Annotated in this window: 15 protein-coding genes, 1 tRNA gene, 1 pseudogene and 1 riboswitch; of the genes and pseudogenes, 14 read left to right on the forward strand and 3 right to left on the reverse strand. The window is 36.5% G+C overall.

The features are described from left to right. Positions 1-6 precede the first annotated feature (6 nt). From ACQ5H4_RS18710 to ACQ5H4_RS18755, 10 genes are all read left to right on the forward strand, one after another. Entirely contained in the window at positions 7-837 is an 831-nt protein-coding gene (locus ACQ5H4_RS18710; protein WP_430776508.1) for a transketolase, read from the forward strand. Next, positions 834-1799, forward strand: a complete 966-nt coding sequence (locus ACQ5H4_RS18715; RefSeq protein ID WP_430776509.1) for a transketolase family protein — start codon at positions 834-836, stop codon at positions 1797-1799. The genes ACQ5H4_RS18710 and ACQ5H4_RS18715 overlap by 4 nt, the downstream gene beginning before the upstream one ends. Before the next feature lie 12 nt (positions 1800-1811). Further along, positions 1812-3302, forward strand: coding sequence for a glycerol kinase GlpK (gene glpK / locus ACQ5H4_RS18720; RefSeq protein ID WP_430776510.1), 1491 nt, complete (start codon positions 1812-1814; stop codon positions 3300-3302). A 161-nt stretch (positions 3303-3463) separates the two neighbouring features. Further along, positions 3464-4756: a PTS sugar transporter subunit IIC gene (locus tag ACQ5H4_RS18725; protein ID WP_430776511.1), complete on the forward strand. Its 1293-nt coding sequence runs from the start codon at positions 3464-3466 to the stop codon at positions 4754-4756. Positions 4757-4826: 70 nt separating this feature from the next. Then, positions 4827-6110, forward strand: coding sequence for a glycoside hydrolase family 140 protein (locus ACQ5H4_RS18730; RefSeq protein WP_430776512.1), 1284 nt, complete (start codon positions 4827-4829; stop codon positions 6108-6110). A 27-nt stretch (positions 6111-6137) separates the two neighbouring features. After that, a complete protein-coding gene (locus ACQ5H4_RS18735; RefSeq protein ID WP_430776513.1) occupies positions 6138-6446 on the forward strand; it encodes a PTS sugar transporter subunit IIB in 309 nt (102 codons plus the stop codon). Between the two features lie 86 nt (positions 6447-6532). Beyond that, positions 6533-6859, forward strand: a complete 327-nt coding sequence (locus ACQ5H4_RS18740; protein ID WP_430776514.1) for a PTS lactose/cellobiose transporter subunit IIA — start codon at positions 6533-6535, stop codon at positions 6857-6859. Between the two features lie 25 nt (positions 6860-6884). After that, positions 6885-7739 (forward strand): alpha/beta hydrolase, encoded by an 855-nt coding sequence (locus ACQ5H4_RS18745; RefSeq protein WP_430776515.1) that lies wholly within the window; start codon positions 6885-6887, stop codon positions 7737-7739. Positions 7740-8225: 486 nt separating this feature from the next. Beyond that, complete coding sequence (locus ACQ5H4_RS18750) at positions 8226-9539, forward strand: prolyl oligopeptidase family serine peptidase (protein ID WP_430776516.1); 1314 nt, start codon at positions 8226-8228, stop codon at positions 9537-9539. A gap of 419 nt (positions 9540-9958) precedes the next feature. Then, positions 9959-13030 carry a glycosyl hydrolase gene (locus tag ACQ5H4_RS18755; RefSeq protein ID WP_430776517.1) on the forward strand — a complete coding sequence of 1024 codons (3072 nt, stop codon included), beginning with the start codon at positions 9959-9961 and terminating at the stop codon, positions 13028-13030. 328 nt (positions 13031-13358) lie between these two features. On the opposite strand, the gene ACQ5H4_RS18760 is transcribed toward ACQ5H4_RS18755, so the two are convergent. Next, complete coding sequence (locus ACQ5H4_RS18760; RefSeq protein WP_430776518.1) at positions 13359-14528, reverse strand: IS256 family transposase; 1170 nt, start codon at positions 14526-14528, stop codon at positions 13359-13361. 100 nt (positions 14529-14628) lie between these two features. Between ACQ5H4_RS18760 and ACQ5H4_RS18765 the strand changes: the two are divergent. Then, positions 14629-14763, forward strand: a pseudogene (locus ACQ5H4_RS18765) (IS3 family transposase); the annotation flags it as partial. A 78-nt stretch (positions 14764-14841) separates the two neighbouring features. Here ACQ5H4_RS18765 and ACQ5H4_RS18770 read toward each other — a convergent pair. Continuing rightward, positions 14842-14914: transfer RNA gene (locus ACQ5H4_RS18770), tRNA-Ala, on the reverse strand. 264 nt (positions 14915-15178) lie between these two features. Further along, positions 15179-15293: riboswitch (TPP riboswitch) on the forward strand. Between the two features lie 142 nt (positions 15294-15435). Here ACQ5H4_RS18770 and thiC point away from each other — a divergent pair. From thiC to ACQ5H4_RS18785, 3 genes are all read left to right on the forward strand, one after another. After that, a complete protein-coding gene (gene thiC, locus ACQ5H4_RS18775; RefSeq protein ID WP_430776519.1) occupies positions 15436-17220 on the forward strand; it encodes a phosphomethylpyrimidine synthase ThiC in 1785 nt (594 codons plus the stop codon). 223 nt (positions 17221-17443) lie between these two features. Then, entirely contained in the window at positions 17444-18145 is a 702-nt protein-coding gene (locus ACQ5H4_RS18780; RefSeq protein ID WP_430776520.1) for an MgtC/SapB family protein, read from the forward strand. A 39-nt stretch (positions 18146-18184) separates the two neighbouring features. After that, positions 18185-19120: a DMT family transporter gene (locus ACQ5H4_RS18785; RefSeq protein WP_430776521.1), complete on the forward strand. Its 936-nt coding sequence runs from the start codon at positions 18185-18187 to the stop codon at positions 19118-19120. Positions 19121-19139: 19 nt separating this feature from the next. On the opposite strand, the gene ACQ5H4_RS18790 is transcribed toward ACQ5H4_RS18785, so the two are convergent. Further along, positions 19140-19316, reverse strand: a complete 177-nt coding sequence (locus tag ACQ5H4_RS18790; protein WP_430776522.1) for a hypothetical protein — start codon at positions 19314-19316, stop codon at positions 19140-19142. Positions 19317-19675: the final 359 nt, after the last annotated feature.

Below are 19675 nucleotides of genomic sequence, written 5' to 3' on the forward strand. Positions count from 1 at the left end.
ATAAGGGTGAAGAATATTGAGTTTCTAAAACGAAAAGCTACAGAAATTCGCATGGAATTGCTAAAAATGATTTATGAAGCGGGTACTGGTCATACAGGTGGCTCTCTATCCAACACGGATATCTTAACGGTTCTTTACTATCATATTATGAAGGTTGATCCAAAGAATCCTAAATGGGAAGACCGAGATCGTTATGTTCAAAGTAAAGGTCATGCTGTGGAATCTTACTGGGCAATATTAGCAGATAAGGGTTTCTTTCCAAAAGAGGAATTAAAAACGTTCTCTCAATTTAATACTAGATTAATAGGTCATCCAAACAATAAAGTACCTGGTGTGGAAATGAATACAGGGGCTTTGGGACATGGACTTCCAATCTCCATTGGAATGGCCTTGGCTGCCAAGAAGGATGGAAAACCGTATCGAGTGTATACCTTAATGGGAGACGGCGAACAGGCAGAAGGTTCCGTTTGGGAAGGAGCTATGGCAGCTGCACATTACAAGCTTGATAATTTAATAGCTATCATTGATCGCAATGGATTGCAAATTACAGGAAGTACGGAAGATGTAATGTCGCTTGAGCCGTTCGGAGAAAAGTGGAGAGCATTTGGATGGGAAGTTGTAGAAGTTGATGGGAATGACATTGAACAGTTAGTGAATGTTTTGGAGGGAACTCCAAAAGTGTTTGGAAAACCGACATTAATTGTTGCCAATACAGTAAAGGGCAAGGGAATTTCATTTGCAGAAAATGTAGCGAAATGGCATCATCATGTACCGAGTAAAGAGGAATATGAAATGGCAATAGAAGAACTTTCAAAGCAACTGGAGGTGCTACAATGAGTAATGTTGCTTTACAGAGTGCAAAAGGAAATAAGATCGCGAATCGTCAAGCTATCAGTGAGGTTTTATTAGAGCTAGCTAACGAAAATAAAGATATTTTAGTCTTAACAAGCGACTCTAGGGGGTCTGCCTCTCTTGTAGAGTTTGGCAAAGAATTACCGGATCAAATTGTAGAGGTCGGTATTGCTGAGCAAAACCTCGTTGGAATTGCGGCAGGATTGGCCGCTTCTGGCAAAAAGGCATTTGTTGCATCACCTGCTTGTTTCTTAAGTATGAGAAGTATTGAACAGATTAAAGTAGATGTGGCGTATTCCAATACAAATGTTAAGTTAATCGGTATTAGTGGAGGGGTTAGTTACGGTGCGCTTGGTATGTCTCATCATTCTTTACAGGATCTAGCTGTTACTCGTGCTATTCCTGGTTTGGATGTCATGATGCCAGCAGATCGTCATGAGGCAAAAAAAATGATTGAAGCTTTGGTTGAATATGACCGACCGGTTTATCTACGAATTGGCCGAAATCCAGTAGAGGATTCGTATGTATCGGAAGATTACGAGTTTCAAATCGGTAGAGCCGTTACAATGACGGAAGGAAAGGATATTACCATTATTGCAGCTGGGGAAACTGTCAGAGTGGCGTTAGATTCCGCAGAAGCACTGAAGTTAGAAGGCATCGGTTGTAGAGTTATCAATATGCATACCATTAAGCCGTTGGATAATGAAGCAATTCTAAAAGCAGCTCAAGAAACAGGAAGAATCATCACTATAGAAGAACATAGCATCTATGGCGGGTTAGGTTCAGCGGTAGCAGAAGTTGTTTCACAAAGTCACCCGGTTCCTGTCAAAATTCTTGGACTGCCAGACGAGCCAGCGATTGCTGGGAAAACTGCTGAAGTTTTCGAGTACTATGGTTTGAGTGTACAAAATGTTAAGGATATCGCCATGCAAATGGTTGATAAATGATGAGGTAATCTTATGGGAAAAGGAAATCACATCCTCGCTATTGACCAGAGTACATCAGGAACAAAAGTGTTACTCGTAAATGAAAAAGGACAAATCATTCATAAATGTTCTGAAAGTCATAAGCAATATTATCCTCAAGCTGGATGGGTAGAGCATGACCCAATTGAAATCTATGAAAATGTCAAAAAACTAATGAAGGAACTGGTCCAAACATCTGGCATCTCTCAAGAAGAATTAGCAGTTTTAGCCATAACCAATCAAAGAGAAACGATAGTCGTGTGGGATAAGGAAACAGGAGTCCCAGTATATAATGCAATCGTTTGGCAATGCCGAAGAACGTCAGATATGTGCAAAGAGTTAAAAGACCAGGGACATGAAGAGATGATACAATCCAAAACTGGCTTAAAGGCAGACCCTTACTTTTCTGCATCTAAGATCAAATGGATTTTGGATCATGTAGATGGTGTCAAAGATAGGGCACGAGAAGGCAAGCTTTTGCTAGGAACGATTGATAGTTGGCTGATTTGGAAATTAACATGTGGTAAGGTACATGCCACTGATTATACGAATGCAAGCAGGACCCTTCTTTTTAACATTGATACTCTTCAATGGGATGATGATTTGTTGGAACTATTTAATATACCAAGATCCATGCTTCCTGGTATAAAAGATTCCAATGAAATATTTGGTGTGACGGAAGATCAAAATCTTCCGTTCGCAGCTCTTCCAATCTCAGGTGTAATTGGAGATTCACAAGGTGCTTTATTTGGGCAAAAATGTTTTAAATCTGGAATGGCTAAAGCCACATATGGAACAGGAACTTCTGTTATGATGCACACAGGGGAATTAGTAAAAGCTTCCAATGGTTTAGTATCATCCATTGCGTGGGGTCTTAATGGTAAAGTTGAATATGCACTTGAAGGGATTATTAACAGTACAGGTGATGTGATTAAATGGCTAAAAGAGCAGCTCGGAATAATCAATGGAATTGATGAGGCGGAAAAATTGGCAAGCTCTATACCCGATAATCAAGGTGTCTATCTTGTTCCTGCTTTTGTGGGCTTAGGAGCTCCTTACTGGAATCCATATACACGAGCAGCCATTTTAGGAATGAGCCGAGATACGGGAAAGGCACACATTGTGCGGGCTGCATTAGAAAGCATTGCCTATCAGGTTAGGGATATTATTGAATTGATGCAATCTGAATCCAATATTCAAATAAACATCCTAAAAGTGGATGGAGGAGCAACTAGCAACCGCTTATTGATGCAATATCAAGCAGATATGTTGGACATCAATGTAACCGCTTCAAAAGTCGCGGAATTATCATCAATGGGTTCTGTTTACTTAGCTGGGTTAGGAATCGGGATTTGGAGATCTATAGAGGAAATTAACAAACTAAATCAGGAACATCAAGTCTATCAACCTTTTATGACTAATGATGAGAGAAATAAGTATTATCAAGGATGGAAGCAGTCGGTTCATGGTGTTTTGGTTAGTTAATCAATCCTAGTATAGTAAGGAGGTGGAAAACAGAATTAAGTATTCATGTTGTTTAATAAAATGACAATGAACTAATAGTTTTGAAACTGTGGTAAAAAGTTATCCTCCAATGAATTTTAAGTCTTTTCTAATTGAGTTGTATGAAAGGAATTGAGACTAATATGAAAAATAAAGAACTATTAATGGAAAAAGCAATGACGTTTGCAGGTAATGTTCAGCAAAATAAATATTTAAAAGCCATATCTTATGGTTTAATGGCTACATTGCCTTTGCTGATCATTGGTTCAATTGCCTTGTTGTTAATGGTATTGCCAATTGCTCCTTGGCAGGATTTTATAGCAAGTACAGGGATTGCACCATATTTTAATGTGGCTTTTACACTTACCACTAGTTTAATAGCTTTATATTCATCGTTTACTATAGCTTACAAATTAGCTGAATACTTAGATGAAAATCAACTTACTCCTGCTTTTATCTCAACTCTATGTTTTTTGATGGTTGTACCTCTTGCAAATGTAGATGGAGCTAGTTACCTTGATATTGGATGGTTAGGAGCAAAAGGATTATTCACAGCACTTGTTGTTGCACTGTTATCATGTAGATTATATTGTTATTTGGTTGGAAACAAAAAGATAACAATTAAAATGCCAGAGAGCGTTCCACCAGTAGTATCAAATACATTCGCAGGTTTGATTCCATCACTTATTGTTGCAGCTGTATTCTTAATCGTTGCAATGCTATTTGGCGCTACAAGTTATGGATCTTTTGCAGCATTTGTTTATAATGTAATCGCTCTTCCTCTTCAAAATTTAACGGGTTCTGTTTGGTCTTTATTGTTGATCGTGATTGTACAAATGGTTTTATGGTTCTTTGGTCTTCATGGTTCAATCGTAGTTGGTGCATTTATTACTGCATTATATTTACCAATGGATACGGCTAATATGGAAGCTGCAGCTAGCGGGGTAGCTAATGGGGATTTACCAAATATTTTAGGAAAAACGTTCTATGATATTTTTGCGGGTATAGGTGGTGCGGGAGGTACACTCTCACTAGTTATCTTGATGCTAATATTAGCAAAAAGTAAACAAATTAAGACTCTCGGAAAAATAGCCATTGGACCTGGAATGTTTACAATAAATGAACCAGTTATATTTGGTTTACCACTAGTATTAAATCCGATCATGGCTATACCTTTTATTTCTGTCCCGCTTATTCAAGTACTAGTAGCATATGGTGCAATCGCATCTGGAATCATTCCAAAACTTACAGGTGTACAAGTACCATTCGGTATGCCGATATTTGTAAATGGATTTTTAGCGGGTGGGTGGCAAATAGCAGTTTTACAGGTTGTATTAGTTGTAATTGGTATGGTAATTTATTTTCCATTCATCAAAATGATGGATAAAAATGCCGTTAAGGTTGAAATGAAAGACGAACAAGAAAAAATGGCTTAATAGTGAATCATAAAAATAAAAGTTGTAGGGTTAATTAATTATCTACAACTTTTATTTTTAATAAGAGGTGATGAAATTGGGATTAACTGTTGAAAAGGGAAGTAGAGTCATAAAAAAGGATGGTAAACCCTTCTTTTATTTAGCTGATACCTGTTGGAGTGCTTTTACAAATATTACATTAGAAGAATGGGAATATTATCTGAATTTAAGAAAACTACAAGGATTCAATTTTCTTCAAATAAATGTTCTTCCTCAATGGGATGCTAGTGAAACGGAACTTAATCATTATCCATTCCCAACAGACGATGGAATAACCTTTAAATTTACAGATCTGAACCAAGAGTACTTTGATCGTGCAAGACAGATGTGTGAGATGGCTAAAGCAAAAGGCTTTGAACTTGCTCTAGTTATATTATGGTGTAACTATGTACCAAATACATGGGCAAGTAAAATGGTGGATACAAATATTATGCCATTTGAGTTTATTGATTCTTATGTTAATAAGGTTCATGAAACATTTTCAGACTTAGATCCAATATACTTGATAAGCGGAGATACTGATTTTGATACAGAAGAAACAAAGCAACATTACTTAAAAGCATCGAAACTTTTAAAAGAATTAGCTCCCGTTTCATTACAGACTCTTCATATAAAGGGAAGATTAGATGAAATTCCTGAAGAGTTCTTAGGCTTAATAGATTTCTATATGTATCAATCCGGTCATAATGCTCAAAATCCTGCAATGCCTTATTTACTTGCAGAAAGTTTCTATAACAAATATCCAGCAAAGCCCATTATTAATTCAGAACCATGTTATGAACAAATGGGATACAGCAGAAATATGTATGGGCGATTCTACCAGTTTGATGTAAGAAGAGCAGCTTGGATGAGTATATTGTCAGGTGCATCTGCTGGTGTCACCTATGGTGCACACGGAATATATAGCTGGCATAAAATTGGGAAAAAATTTGGTGCGTTATTAGGAGAGGGATTTGATAGTCCCAACCCTTGGAATGATGCTGTAAAGTATCCTGGAGCATGGGATTATGGATATATTAAACATCTCTTTGAGACCTATGGGATTAATGAATTAGTTCCATTAAGTAAAATAATAAATCCAATCGCCGATATCAGAATGGCTTCTACTAAGGATGGACAATTATCTTTTGTTTACGTTCCTGTAAATACGAATGTAAAGATTGATATGGATTTATCGAACTGTGATATCAAAATGATTGATTTAACAAGCAAAAATATTTGTTTCCCAAATGTAGATGTAGTTGATGGGAAAACAGTTATCTATATGCATAATTTTGAACAGGATAGTTTAATCGTTATAAAAAAGAGATCGTAAATTTATAGATTTCAGGGGGATGAACAAATGAATATTTTATTATGTTGTGCAGCAGGTATGTCTACTAGTCTTTTAGTACAAAAAATGCAAAAGGCTGCAGCTGAACAGGGATTAGAGTGCAAGATTTGGGCGGAAAGTGTTGAAGTAGCAAGAACACAAATTGACCAAGCAGATGTAATGCTACTTGGACCGCAAGTACGCTACCTACTTTCACAAATGAAGAAGCTTGGAGAAGAAAAGAGTGTCCCAGTTGATTCTATTAACCCAGTTCATTACGGGATGTGTAACGGTGCTGAAGTGTTAAAAACAGCCCTTGCTTTAATTAATCAAGGATAAAGGATAACAGAAGTTAATTAACTAGATATACCTTGGAACCCCCACGGTTTTGAGGGGGCTCCTGTAACATTTTGGAGGGAAATATAATGAAGAACTTAGAGGAAATTATTTTTCAGATTATACTACATGGTGGAAATGGAAAAAGTAGTGCGATGGAGGCGATCGCTGCTGCGAAACAAGGGGATTTCACAATCGCTCATGAAAAATTAAAAGAAGCAGGTGATGCGTTAAATGAAGCACACCATATCCAGACATCTTTAATTCAAAAACAAATTAGAGGAGAAAAAACAGAAGTTAGCTTACTCATGGTTCACGCCCAAGACCATTTAATGAATGCAATTACCTTAAAAGATTTGTCTTCGGAATTTGTAGAATTATATGAAACTATAAAGTTATCCAAAGCTGCTTTATAAACGGACTGTATAGGAGAGACTTTAGATGTTGTATGAGAAGATTTCTATAAACGAAACGGCTTTCATGGAAACTTATTTACTTAAAAATTCAAATGAATATAATTTCGGAAATAAAAGACCTTTAGTGATCGTATGCCCAGGTGGTGGATATGCATTTACGAGTGACCGTGAAGCCGAACCGATTGCATTGAAATTCAACAGTATAGGTTTCCATAGTATTGTTCTATGGTATACAGTTTATGACCAAGTAAAGAATGTTCCTCAAAATGCACTCTTAGAATTGGCTCAGACTATTAAGTATGCTCGTGAGCATGCAGATGAGTGGTTAATAGATACGGATAAAATCATCGTTTGTGGCTTTTCTGCTGGAGGACATTTAACTTTAGAGATGGCAACTAGATGGAATGATCCTTGGTTAACAGAACAACTGAATACTACTAAGGAAAAATTAAAGGTAAATCTGGCGATACCATGCTATCCTGCTGTGTCAGCAAATCGATTTGATGAAGATGATTTAGGATTTGCAGCAGCTTTAATTAATCAGCCTAATACAGCAAATGAAAGATTCTTTGGGGTTAAAAATCCTACAGATGAAGATGTTGAGAAGTATAATATTTTAAATTATGTTAACGAAGAAACACCACCGATGTTCATATGGCATACATTTGAAGATGTCCTTGTAGATGTATCTAATTCTCTAATGTTGGCTGTGAAATTAAGAGAAAAAAATGTGCCGTTTGAGTTACATGTGTTTGAAAAAGGAGAGCATGGTTTAGCCTTGTGTGATAGAACGACAGCTAGAAAGCAAAGTCATCATAACTCCCATGTCATTCATTGGTTTAAGTTGTGTGAAGAATGGCTTTCATCCTATGTAGATTGATCATTATAAATGAAAACCCCTTGTGTTTGATCCTTGTTACCCCCAAGATTTTAATCCACAAAATATCCTGTATTCTTACAGGAGGAGAAAATGTTTAACTTTTTCTGTGGGGATGTTCAAGTTAGAGGTGAACATCCTGCTTTCTCTAGACATTACTATGAAAAACCACCTATGTTATTACAAAAAAACGCACAGACTAATGTTTTTAATTATTTTTATAGTCTTTTTATAACTACTAGCTTTTAGAGTTAAATCTATTTTTTTGAAAGCGGCAACAAATCCGTGGGATCATTTGATAATCTCATATTCTAAGCTTATTAGTAGTAGAAATTAGAATTTATAAAATCTAATATTTTATTACTTTTAATATCTTTTAGGAAAGGAGTGAATCTAGTAATATTCTAAGTTAATTGTATTTTCGGTATAGGGACACTCACCTTGGTTTTTAACAGATGTACAACTATATTAGAGGAGGAACAATTGGAAATGAAAATTAAAAAGATACTATTTTTAGTGTTAGTAACGATTGTTACATTTTCTTTTGGCTTAAGTGTATCTGCAAAGGAAAAAGAAGCAACTTACAGAACAGTAATTGAAGTTGAGGACTTTGGACCAGTAATTACTAAAATAATAGTTGAGTTAGGCCAACCGGTTCCACAAGGTGCGGTTACAGTGGATACCTTTAATGTTCATGTTGAAAAGAAAGACCCAAGGGTTCCTGAGGGTGGTTGGGGAGCATATGTTGAAGGTGACCGTACCGTAACGAAAGCTTATGTTTCAGATAAAAATGGGAACCAAATTGATAAAGGTAGAGGAGAGTACGCTGTCTTAGAAATGGAAATTGGGCCGAGTGATTTATTAGGATCAACAGTAAATTATGATTTTATATCAGGTCATAATGATTGGGTTGATTACGACTATACCATTACTCAAGTAGAAGATATCGTAGCACATCCAGGAAAGGGTGGAACGATTTCTGACTTAGTAATTGACACATTCGCAGGAGAAACTAAAGAACTTTTGGATGAGTTCTCAACTGGTGAAGCTACCTATGGTGATATTACCTTATCTTATGCTGATTACAAACCAGCTAAAGATAAGCATCAAAATCCACTAGTTATTTGGTTGCATGGTGGTGGTGAAGGTGGAACTGACCCAACTATTGCAGCTGGCGCTAACAAAGCCGTTGCTTTTGCGTCCGATGAAGCACAGGAAATATATGGTGGTGCTTATGTATTAGCCCCGCAAGCACCAACTTATTGGATGCAGGGTGAAAATGGTACTGCTGATGGTACTTCTATTTATAGTGAAGCGCTAATAGCATTAATTAAAGATTATGTAGCGAATACCCCAGATATTGACCCAAATAGAATCTATATCGGCGGTGCTTCGAATGGTGGTTATATGACCATGTTATTAATCCGAGATAATCCAGGTTATTTTGCAGCTGCATTTCCAGTATGTGAAGGCTTAAGAAATTCATTGGTAACAGACGCTGATATTCAAAATATGATTAAGACTCCTATTTGGTTTGTTCATGCCAAAAATGATAAAGTTTTAGATCCTACGCTAAACTCTATTCCAACGTACAATCGTATGATCGAAGCTGGAGCAGATGTTTACTTCACTTTATTTGAGGATGTACATGATACTTCAGGGTTATATAATAATGCTGATGGAAAACCGTATCAATACGATGGTCACTGGTCTTGGATCTATGTTTTCAATAATGTACCAACTGAAACAATTGATGGTGTAGAAACAACTATTATGGAATGGATGGCTGCACAGTCAAATTAATCTGCAAACAGCAACCTTTAGAAATAAAAAAATGCATCTCAATAGTTAGACTAATAATCTATCTATTGGGGTGTTTTTTTTATCAAAATACTGTTAACGGGGTTCAATTGGATTATTTGTTACGCAATGTAGAAAAAAAGTATGGCAAGAGCTTCATTTGAATTTTTAATTTCATAAAATATTGATAACATCAGAAGATTCTCCCCCAAAGCCGAAAATTGTCTCCTACTAAAATGCTTAAATGTTTATTAAGATAATTGTAAGCGTTAACAATCACAGAGTTATTAACACTTTTTTCTTTATGGGGGGATGGAGATATCCTAAATAAGAGATAGCAATGGTCATTAGGTAGTGTATGGGGAAAAGTGGGATTAGGAATACGATTTCAATTTAATAAAAGGGATAAAGGAGACATTGGTATGAAAAATGTTTTGACTATTATACTGAGTTTATTATTACTATTTTCAGCGATACCTAGTGGGATTGCAAATAGTAGTAAACAAACTAGTACAAACCCATTTAAAGAAAAGATGATTTCCATGTACGAATCCCCAGAAATGAAATACCGACCAGAAACAAGATGGTGGTTGGCACAAGGATCGCATACTGATGAAACATTGCTAGAGTCACTCCAAGAAATTAGAGACAATGGATTCGGTGGGGTAGAGTTCGTTACTCTTGATGAAGATACCCTTGACCCAGAACGTTATGCATGGGGTTCGGAAGAATGGATACATGATTCCCAATTAATTATTAAACGGGCAACAGAATTAGGATTAGGTGTAAGTTTTACAAATGGAACACATTGGGGTACGGCAAACTTGATGAACATAACACCTGATGATGAAGCAGCATCACAGGAACTTGGATTCAAATCTATAGAACTAAACGCAGGAAATTCATTTGCTGGAACGATTCCACAACCAGTTTTACCAGATGGAGTAACAAAGGCTAATTTAGTTCGAGTAACGACAGCTAAGCTAACCGATAAAGTAGGGATGTTAAATAATGAAACCCTAACAGACATCACTGATTTAGCTGTTGGAACTGAAAAGGATTGGAAAATAGAATGGACCGCCCCATCTGATGGAAAATACGTGATGTTTTTCTTTTGGAGTTATGGTACTGGGCAGACAAATGAACCAGCTGTTGAACCGGCCTATACAATTAATTATTATTCGAAAGAAGGAGCTAATGCTCTAATCGATTATTGGATGAAGCATGTGTTTACAGAAGAATTAATTCAAGTGATAAAAGAAAATGGTAAAGTAAATATGTTTATGGACTCGATTGAAAAGCATACAACAGGTAAAAATTCAACTCAACAGTTTTGGACTACTGATTTTTTAGAGGAATTTAGGGTTAGACGAGGCTATGAATTAACTAAATATTTACCATTAATCATTATTGATAAAGGAAAAGGCTTCACTGCAACAGATATATCATATCAGTACGAAATTGACGGACAAAGTGAGTTAAGTAAAAAAATAAGAAATGATTTAGGACAGACTTACACCGAACTTTACATGGAAGAATTCTTAGATGTGCTAAGGGAATGGTTAAGTGAGATTGGAATAAGCTTACGAGGACAAAGTTCATACGGACAATATCTTGAAATTTCGGAGCCTATTAAGTCACTGGACTATGTAGAAACGGAGTCTTTCACGTTTGGTAGTGAAATTGAAGCTTACCGGACGATGGCTGGAGCTGCACAACTTTACAATAAGATGTTTTCAAGTGAAACAGGTGCCTCTTATATAAACTACACATTTAACTATAATCATTTTTTACAAATTATAAATGCTCAGTTTGCAACAGGTATTGCAAGAACCGTATTTCATGGCTATTCCTCACAAGCTGGCCCTGCTGGTCAAGTCCAATGGCCGGGTTACGAAGGGATGTGGAAATACATCTCTGGACGATTCAACAAACGGCAACCAGCAGCTCAAGATTACAAGGATATTAATACACATATAGCGCGTCTACAAAAAGTTTTACAACAGGGTAGCCCAAGAGTTGATATTGGTATCCTTCGAACAGATTATAACGTAAATGCTTCATGGGCAAATAGGACAAGAGATTATACAAAAAATTATTTCCGTAGTAATAAAGGGATGTACTGGCAAGATATGACCTTACAAAATACTGGTTATACCTATAACTACTTTTCACCTGGAATCCTGGCAGATAAAAATATAGATTATAAAAATGGGGTTATTCAACCAGATGGACCAGGTTACCAGGCACTTATTCTCTATCAGGAAGAGCTTCAATATGAAAGTGCAAAAATTATTTATGAATGGGCAAAGGAAGGGCTTCCAGTGGTAATCGTAGATGGTGCAATTCAAGAACTGACACGTCCAGAACATACTGTGACGCATAATGGTGCAGGAATACGGACCCCTTTTAATGATGGAAAAGATGAAGAATTATCAGAGGTTATGAAAAATTTAAAACAATTGGAGAATGTTGCTGTTATTAAAAGCAGTGAAGATGCACAGACTGCGTTGCGAGAGTTAGGAGTAAACCCACGTGCAGAATATGTGGATGCTAATAAAAAGTTATTATCGTTTATGAGAGAAGGCGATGATGAAAAGTACCTCTATGTATACAATTATATGTACAATGATGAAAATGCTTACTCAACTCAAATCTCAATTGATGGTGTTTATAAACCATACTTAATAGATACATGGAATGGTGATGTTACAGAAATTGGAGAATATAAGATTCAAAATAACAGAACCATTGTTGATATAACCTTAGCGCCTGGAGAAACTGCAGTATTTGCATTAGATCCAAATGCCAAAGACGAAAGTTATGTAACAAATAGTAACGCAGACGAGGTCACAATTGTTGATGGAAAAGTAACTTTCAAAGTGACTGATAGTGGAAGGTATTATGCCCAATTAAGTAATGGTAAAAAGTATGAAAGACAAGTAAAGGCTCCAGAGAATATTTCATTAACTAACTGGAATCTTGTGGTTGAAAATTGGCAACCGGGAGAGAAAGTGACCCGTCAAGAAGACCGTGGCTTAGGTTACATTACTGTTGAAGAATATTATGAAACCAATAAACCATTGATAAATGTCGGAGCAACAGACCTAATACCTTGGAAAGATATAGAAAAAATAGGGAAATCTGTTTCTGGAATTGGATCCTATTCTACTACTGTTAAACTACCAAATAATTGGAACAAACACAATGGAGCTTATTTAAAGCTGGGTTCGCTAAATGGGGGAACAGCATCTATATTTGTCAATGGAGAAAAAGCAGACACTGTTGATATAACCAACCCAAGTATTGATATTTCTGAGCTACTTATTAAAGGAGAAAATATACTAGAAGTTAAGGTAACAAGTAACTTAAATAATCGTTTGTGGGGTTCTTTTCCAGCACAGGAATACGGTTTGACTGGTGAAGCATCATTGATAACTTATGAGGAATTTGAAATCCCAACTACTGTATTAAAAGATAATAAAAGCAAATAAAGAATGGGTGAACCGTAATGGGAGGAAAGTGGTGACTTTCCTCCCATTTTTGTTTGTTTATTTCTATGTTTTAAACCATATTTCCACAGTCATAGAGTATTTCTTTGGTTTATTAAAGTCAAGTCCTGATTATTGTGTAATTTCAAAAGTAACTGTTCTCAGCTTCACCTTTGCTTATTCTCTATCCATACCCCTTAAATTTTTTTGACGAAACTTCCATGGTTTTTTATCTACATATCCGGGGAGGGCTGTCAAAGGCTTTTCACTTTGACAGCCCTTCCCGGATATGTAATCATTCCATAATGGAAGTACGTTGAAAATAAAAGTTTTATTTGTTATTAAGTATTATCTTTCTCTTGGAGTAGTCCTCCTGGTATTGCATAAGAACAGCACCTACCAATCGAAAATCAGACTGGGTATTAGGGAAAATACGAATAACTTTCTCCCTTCTACGGACTTCCTGGTTTAAGCGTTCAAGAGAATTTGTGCTTTGGATATGAGGGTGCACCTTCTCAGGAAAGTTTAGGTATTGAATGGCATCTTCGAAGCCTTCATCTAAAGTTTCCAAGGCTTTAGCATATTTAGCCTCATCCCCAAACTGGTTCATTAATTCATTCTTAAACCTGCGGATATCATCCACCGTAACAGCTTCAAAGACCCGTTTAATCATTGTGCGTATCTCTGTGGAATCCTTCTTAGGGAGTTTCCCTATTATGTTGCGTTTAAAATGTACCGTGCATCTTTGCCATGTAGTACCAATAAAATCGCGCTGTATTGCCTTTTGTAGCCCTAGATGAGCATCTGAGATGACCAGTTTTGGAGATTTAAGCCCACGGGATTTAAGCTGTTGGAAGAAACGACTCCAACTCTCGAAATCCTCTGCATGATCCACACTAAGCCCAAGGATTTCACGGGTATTCTTCTCGGTAATGGCAGTCGCAATGTACACCGCTTTTGAGACAACTTGGTTATATTCCCTGACCTTAATATACATGGCATCCACAAAAATATAAGGATAATACATGACATTCAAAGGGCGTTTGGACCACTCATTAACAATGGGGTCAAGCTTTTGAGTAAGAGAAGATACAAACGATTTTGATATACTTTCCCCACAAAGCTGCTCAACAATATTTGTAACTTTCCGAGTTGAAACACCGTTAATGACCATTTCTAGCATTGAGATGACTAGGGCTTGGTCACAGCGAGCATACTTTTCGAAGACAGAAGTGGAAAACTCTCCATTTCTGGTCCGAGGTACCTTTAGCTTTAGTTTCCCAATACCTAGGATCAATTCACGTTCATAGTAGCCGTTTCGATAGTCCCGGCGATCTGGAGACCGTTCATAAGCAGCGGCACGTAAGTAATTGTCCCTTTCATTTTCCATGACTTCATTAAGGACTAAGACAATCGCTGATTTAATCACCATATCCAGATTAGAATTGATAACGGATTCTTTTAAAAGGCCTAAATCTAGGTTAAACTGAAAGTGAGTCATTTTATTTCCTCTTTTCATTGTTTATCGTCGCTGAAAACAGTGTTGCCAAGAGTGAATAAAATGACTCTTTCTTTTTACACAATTATATGGACTTAATCGTTTATTAAAGTCTGAGTTGTTGTATCTGCAGTAATTAGAAAGCATAGCACTTTTTGAAGAAGAATTGGAATATATTGAATATTATAATCATAAACAAATTAAAGCAAAGCTAAAAGACCTAAGTCCAGTAGAATAACGAACTCAGGTCTTGGAAGCTGCCTAAACTATTTGTCTAAATTTTTGGGGTTAAATCATACACAAGGGTTTTCCTGTATGGAGCATAGGGGGCTCGAACCCCTGACCTCTACGCTGCCAGCGTAGCGCTCTCCCAGCTGAGCTAATGCCCCGAATTTCTGAAACGATATAAAAATATTATACTACATCATTGTATTTTTACAATACCTGAAAACGCATTTTTTGCCTAAGCTAAATATTGTAGGAGGCATGTAATATCAGGGCTTCATAGGGCAGTTATGAATAACTCGTAACCTTTATACGATAACTTCCGAATCTTTCATAAAGTGGTTCTGAATCGTGGTCTTTTATAACTATTCAGGAAAATTTACCCTTCCATTTCCTATGGTTTCATGTATAATAAATGAGAATTGAATAGCAATAACTAGGGGAGTCCAATAGTTTGGGCTGAGAGAGAGACACGTTTAAGTTTCTTGACCCTTTGGACCTGATCTGGATCATACCAGCGTGGGGAAGTTAATAACAATCTATTAATTTAGATTACACTTCTACATATTAAGCCGGGTCCGTCTATTTTTGGACCCGGCTTTTTTATTGTGTTTTTCTTACTTCGATCCCCCGTTTTTTCTAGATCTCGTCCTTTTATTACATTTTATAAAAGGAGAGATTTATCATGGCATCAACTTCATTAAATCAATCGAGTATTTCCATTATGTCAAGTTTTTCAGGAAGTAAAAAGGTATATGTAGAAGGCTCAAGACCTGATATTCAAGTACCTATGCGAGAAATTGCACTTAGTCCTACATCTGGAACTTTTGGTGAAGAAGAAAATCTACCAGTTCGGGTATACGATTCAAGTGGACCATATACCGATAACCAATTTTCAGTCGATATAACTAAAGGCTTACCTAATCTAAGACATAACTGGATACGAGAAAGAGAAGATGTAGAAGAATATAAAGGAAGAGAAATAAAGCCGGAAGACAATGGATTTAAAGATGATCATGACCCAAGAGCGAATCATAAAATCTTTCCGGGACTCAACCGAAAACCATTACGAGCGAAAAAAGGTCAGAATGTAACCCAACTTCATTATGCCAAAAAAGGGATTATCACTCCTGAAATGGAGTTTATCGCCATTAGAGAAAATATGAAACCAGAGTTTGTTCGTGAGGAAGTGGCAAAAGGAAGAGCGATCATTCCGTCGAATATCAATCATCCAGAGATGGAGCCAATGATCATCGGACGTAATTTTCACGTGAAGATAAATGCGAATATCGGAAACTCAGCTGTTTCCTCTTCAATTGAAGAGGAAGTGGAAAAAATGACATGGGCTACCCGCTGGGGGGCAGATACCATTATGGATTTATCAACAGGAAAAAATATTCATACAACAAGAGAATGGATCATCCGTAATTCTGCCGTTCCGGTAGGTACAGTTCCTATTTATCAAGCACTTGAAAAAGTGAACGGTATTGCCGAGGATTTAACTTGGGAAGTTTATCGTGACACATTAATTGAGCAAGCAGAGCAAGGTGTCGATTATTTCACTATCCATGCCGGGGTTCTTTTAAGGTACGTTCCTCTAACGGCGAAACGATTAACGGGCATTGTTTCAAGAGGTGGCTCGATCATGGCTCAGTGGTGTTTGTATCATCACCAGGAAAATTTCCTTTATACTCATTTTAACGAAATCTGTGAAATTATGAAGGCTTATGATGTAGCGTTCTCTCTTGGGGACGGTTTACGTCCTGGTTCTATTGCAGATGCAAATGATGAGGCACAGTTTGCAGAACTAGAGACATTAGGAGAACTAACCCAGATTGCATGGGAGCATGATGTACAGGTAATGGTGGAGGGGCCAGGGCATGTACCAATGCATCTCATTAAAGAGAATATGGATAAACAATTAGAGGTTTGTAAGGAAGCTCCATTCTATACATTAGGGCCTTTAACGACTGATATTGCTCCAGGGTATGACCATATCACATCAGCCATTGGGGCTGCGATGATCGGTTGGTATGGCACGGCCATGCTTTGTTATGTGACACCAAAGGAACATTTAGGCTTACCTAATAGAGAGGATGTTAGGGAAGGGGTAATCACCTATAAGATTGCGGCTCACGCGGCTGATTTAGCCAAAGGTCATCCAGGCGCACAAAAGAGAGATGATGCTCTATCAAAAGCAAGATTTGAATTCCGCTGGAGAGATCAGTTTAATCTATCTTTAGATCCAGAACGGGCATTGGAGTACCATGATGAAACCTTACCTGCAGAGGGAGCTAAAACAGCCCATTTTTGCTCTATGTGTGGACCGAAGTTTTGCAGCATGAGGATTTCACATGATATTCGTAATTACGCAAAAGAAAACCAACTTGATACGAATGAAGCTATGGTGAAAGGAATGAAAGAAAAAGCTGACGAGTTTAAACAAACAGGTGGAAGTATCTATCGATAATATATGCAAATAAATATATAGAAGGAAGTCGTTCCAATTGACTTCCTTCTATTATTTTCGTTATTAAATTAAATTGTATGGAAAATCGTTTTTTGTGTGTTATATTTCATATAATATATTGACGGAATGAATGGAGCTCGGATGGAATAGGTATATATGATATACGCATCGTTTCCTAATTCTTTCACCAAAAATATAACTACATCATTAAGGGGGATAATATATGAAAGAACTATTTATAGAATTTACTCGTTACGATGTTCTTTTTAAATTATCTTTTGCTGCAGTTGCTGGGATTGTCATCGGATTGGAACGAGAACTAAAAGGGAAGCCACTAGGATTGAAAACTTGTCTCATTATTTCTGTCATGGCTTGTTTGTTAACGACAGTGTCATATGAATCCGCCTTTTTATATGCTAAAGAGTATTCAAGACCAATGGATCCAGGCAGAATTCCTTCATATATCATTAGTGGTATTGGCTTTTTGGGAGCAGGGGTAATAATGAAGAGAGGGAATGAAGCCATTTCAGGCCTCACAACCGCGTCATTGGTTCTTGCATCCGCTGGAATTGGAATTACGATTGGTGCTGGTTTTTACATAGAGGCAGTTGCTGGCATATTATTCTTAATTTTCGGTATTAAAGTAATTCCATTTTTATTTGATAAAATTGGGCCGAAAAAGTTAAAAGAGAAAGAAATTAAGGTGAAATTATTTTTAGAGAAATCAACCAACTTGACAGAAATGATTAAGGAAATTAAAGGTAAAAAATTAGGGGTGAAACACTTAAAGGTCAAAGAAGAGACAGATGATATTTTGATTAGTTGCTTAGTCACAACCTATAAAGGTATTTACACCACAGATATTTATTACGAGTTAAAATCAATTAATGGTGTAAACCAAGTTGAAGTCGAAAGCGTTGAGTAAATAGTGTGATATCAGGGAGGAATTAAGAAGGGGAAACGAATGAATCGTACAATAGTCAATCCGTATTTTGCATTAATCGTCGGTGTAATTGCAGTATCAGCTTCCGCCATTTTTGTAAAGTTTTCTGATGCTCCTTCGGGGGTAATTGCTTTTTACCGACTACTTTTCTCTGTATTGTTTATGTTACCGGTCTTTTTAATGAAGTATGTAAAGGAATTGGCGCTTATCTCGGGAAGAGATTGGTTATATGCAATTCTTGCTGGAGTGTTTTTATCCTTTCACTTCATATTATGGTTTGAATCTTTAAATTACACATCTGTGGCAAGTTCTACTGTACTTGTCACTCTTCAGCCGTTGTTTGCATTTGTCGGTACTTTTTTGTTTTTTAAAGAGCGCTTTACATTAAAAGCCATACTTTGTGCAGTAGCAGCGATTGTAGGGAGTGTCATCATTAGCTGGGGGGATTTTCAAGTAAGTGGAACAGCTTTATTTGGGGATATTCTTGCATTACTAGCATGTGCACTTGTTACAGCGTATTTAATGTTTGGACAATCAGTAAGAAAGAGAATTTCTTTAGTTACTTATACATTTGTTGTATATAGTATAAGCTCGATTGTTTTATTGCTTTATGTCCTTATTGTCGGAGAATCTCTATATCCCTATCCGAAAAATGAGTGGTGGAACTTTATTTTATTAGCACTTATCCCTACCTTATTAGGTCATTCCTTATTCAATTGGGCAATCAAGTGGATTAGTACTTCCATTATATCGATGGCTATCTTATTTGAGCCGATCGGAGCAACAATCCTTGCTTATTATCTTTTATCAGAAAAAGTTTTATTTACTCAGGTATTAGGGGGAAGCGTTGTTATTGTGGGTATCTCCTTGTTTTTATTAAATGAGAGAAGTGGAAAACAGAAGAAAATTAAAAAAGATACACTTAAAGAAATCGTTAATAAGAAGGAGAACCTTTAACATAAAGGTTCTCCTTCTTTTAGAGTGTGTAGGTAAATCCAGAAAAAATACAAGCTGAAACGAATGTAAAGATAAATGTACCACCGTATACTTTGCCTTCGCTATTGGCGATTCGAATTCCCTCCCAGTAAGCATAGTAAAATAAGAAGATGGCCATAAATAGTGATAGGTATAAGGAGAATGATTCTAATAGCATGTGTTACTCCTTTCTATTATTTTTTATAGTATTTATATGCTAGCAAACCAAATCTATTACTCCTCTTAAGAGATTCTACTTTTAAAAGAAAAACTTTTTTAAAATTATATTGAAATTGAATTTTATTCGTGATATATTATTTCTTGTCCTCACGAGGAAGCAACGTTTTGAAAAAACAAAAGTAAAAAAGTTGTTGACTTTAAAATGGACGATGTGATATATTAAGGAAGTCGCTTTTGAGCGATAACCTAACAAATTGTTCTTTGAAAACTAAACAAATCATACGTCAACAAAAAATGATTAGTGTTGAAATATACACTAGCCAACGTTTTAACTTTAAGAGCTAATCTTACTCTTTA

The sequence above is a fragment of the Bacillus coreaensis genome, assembly GCF_050586445.1.
Classification (GTDB): domain Bacteria; phylum Bacillota; class Bacilli; order Bacillales; family Cytobacillaceae; genus Robertmurraya_A; species Robertmurraya_A coreaensis.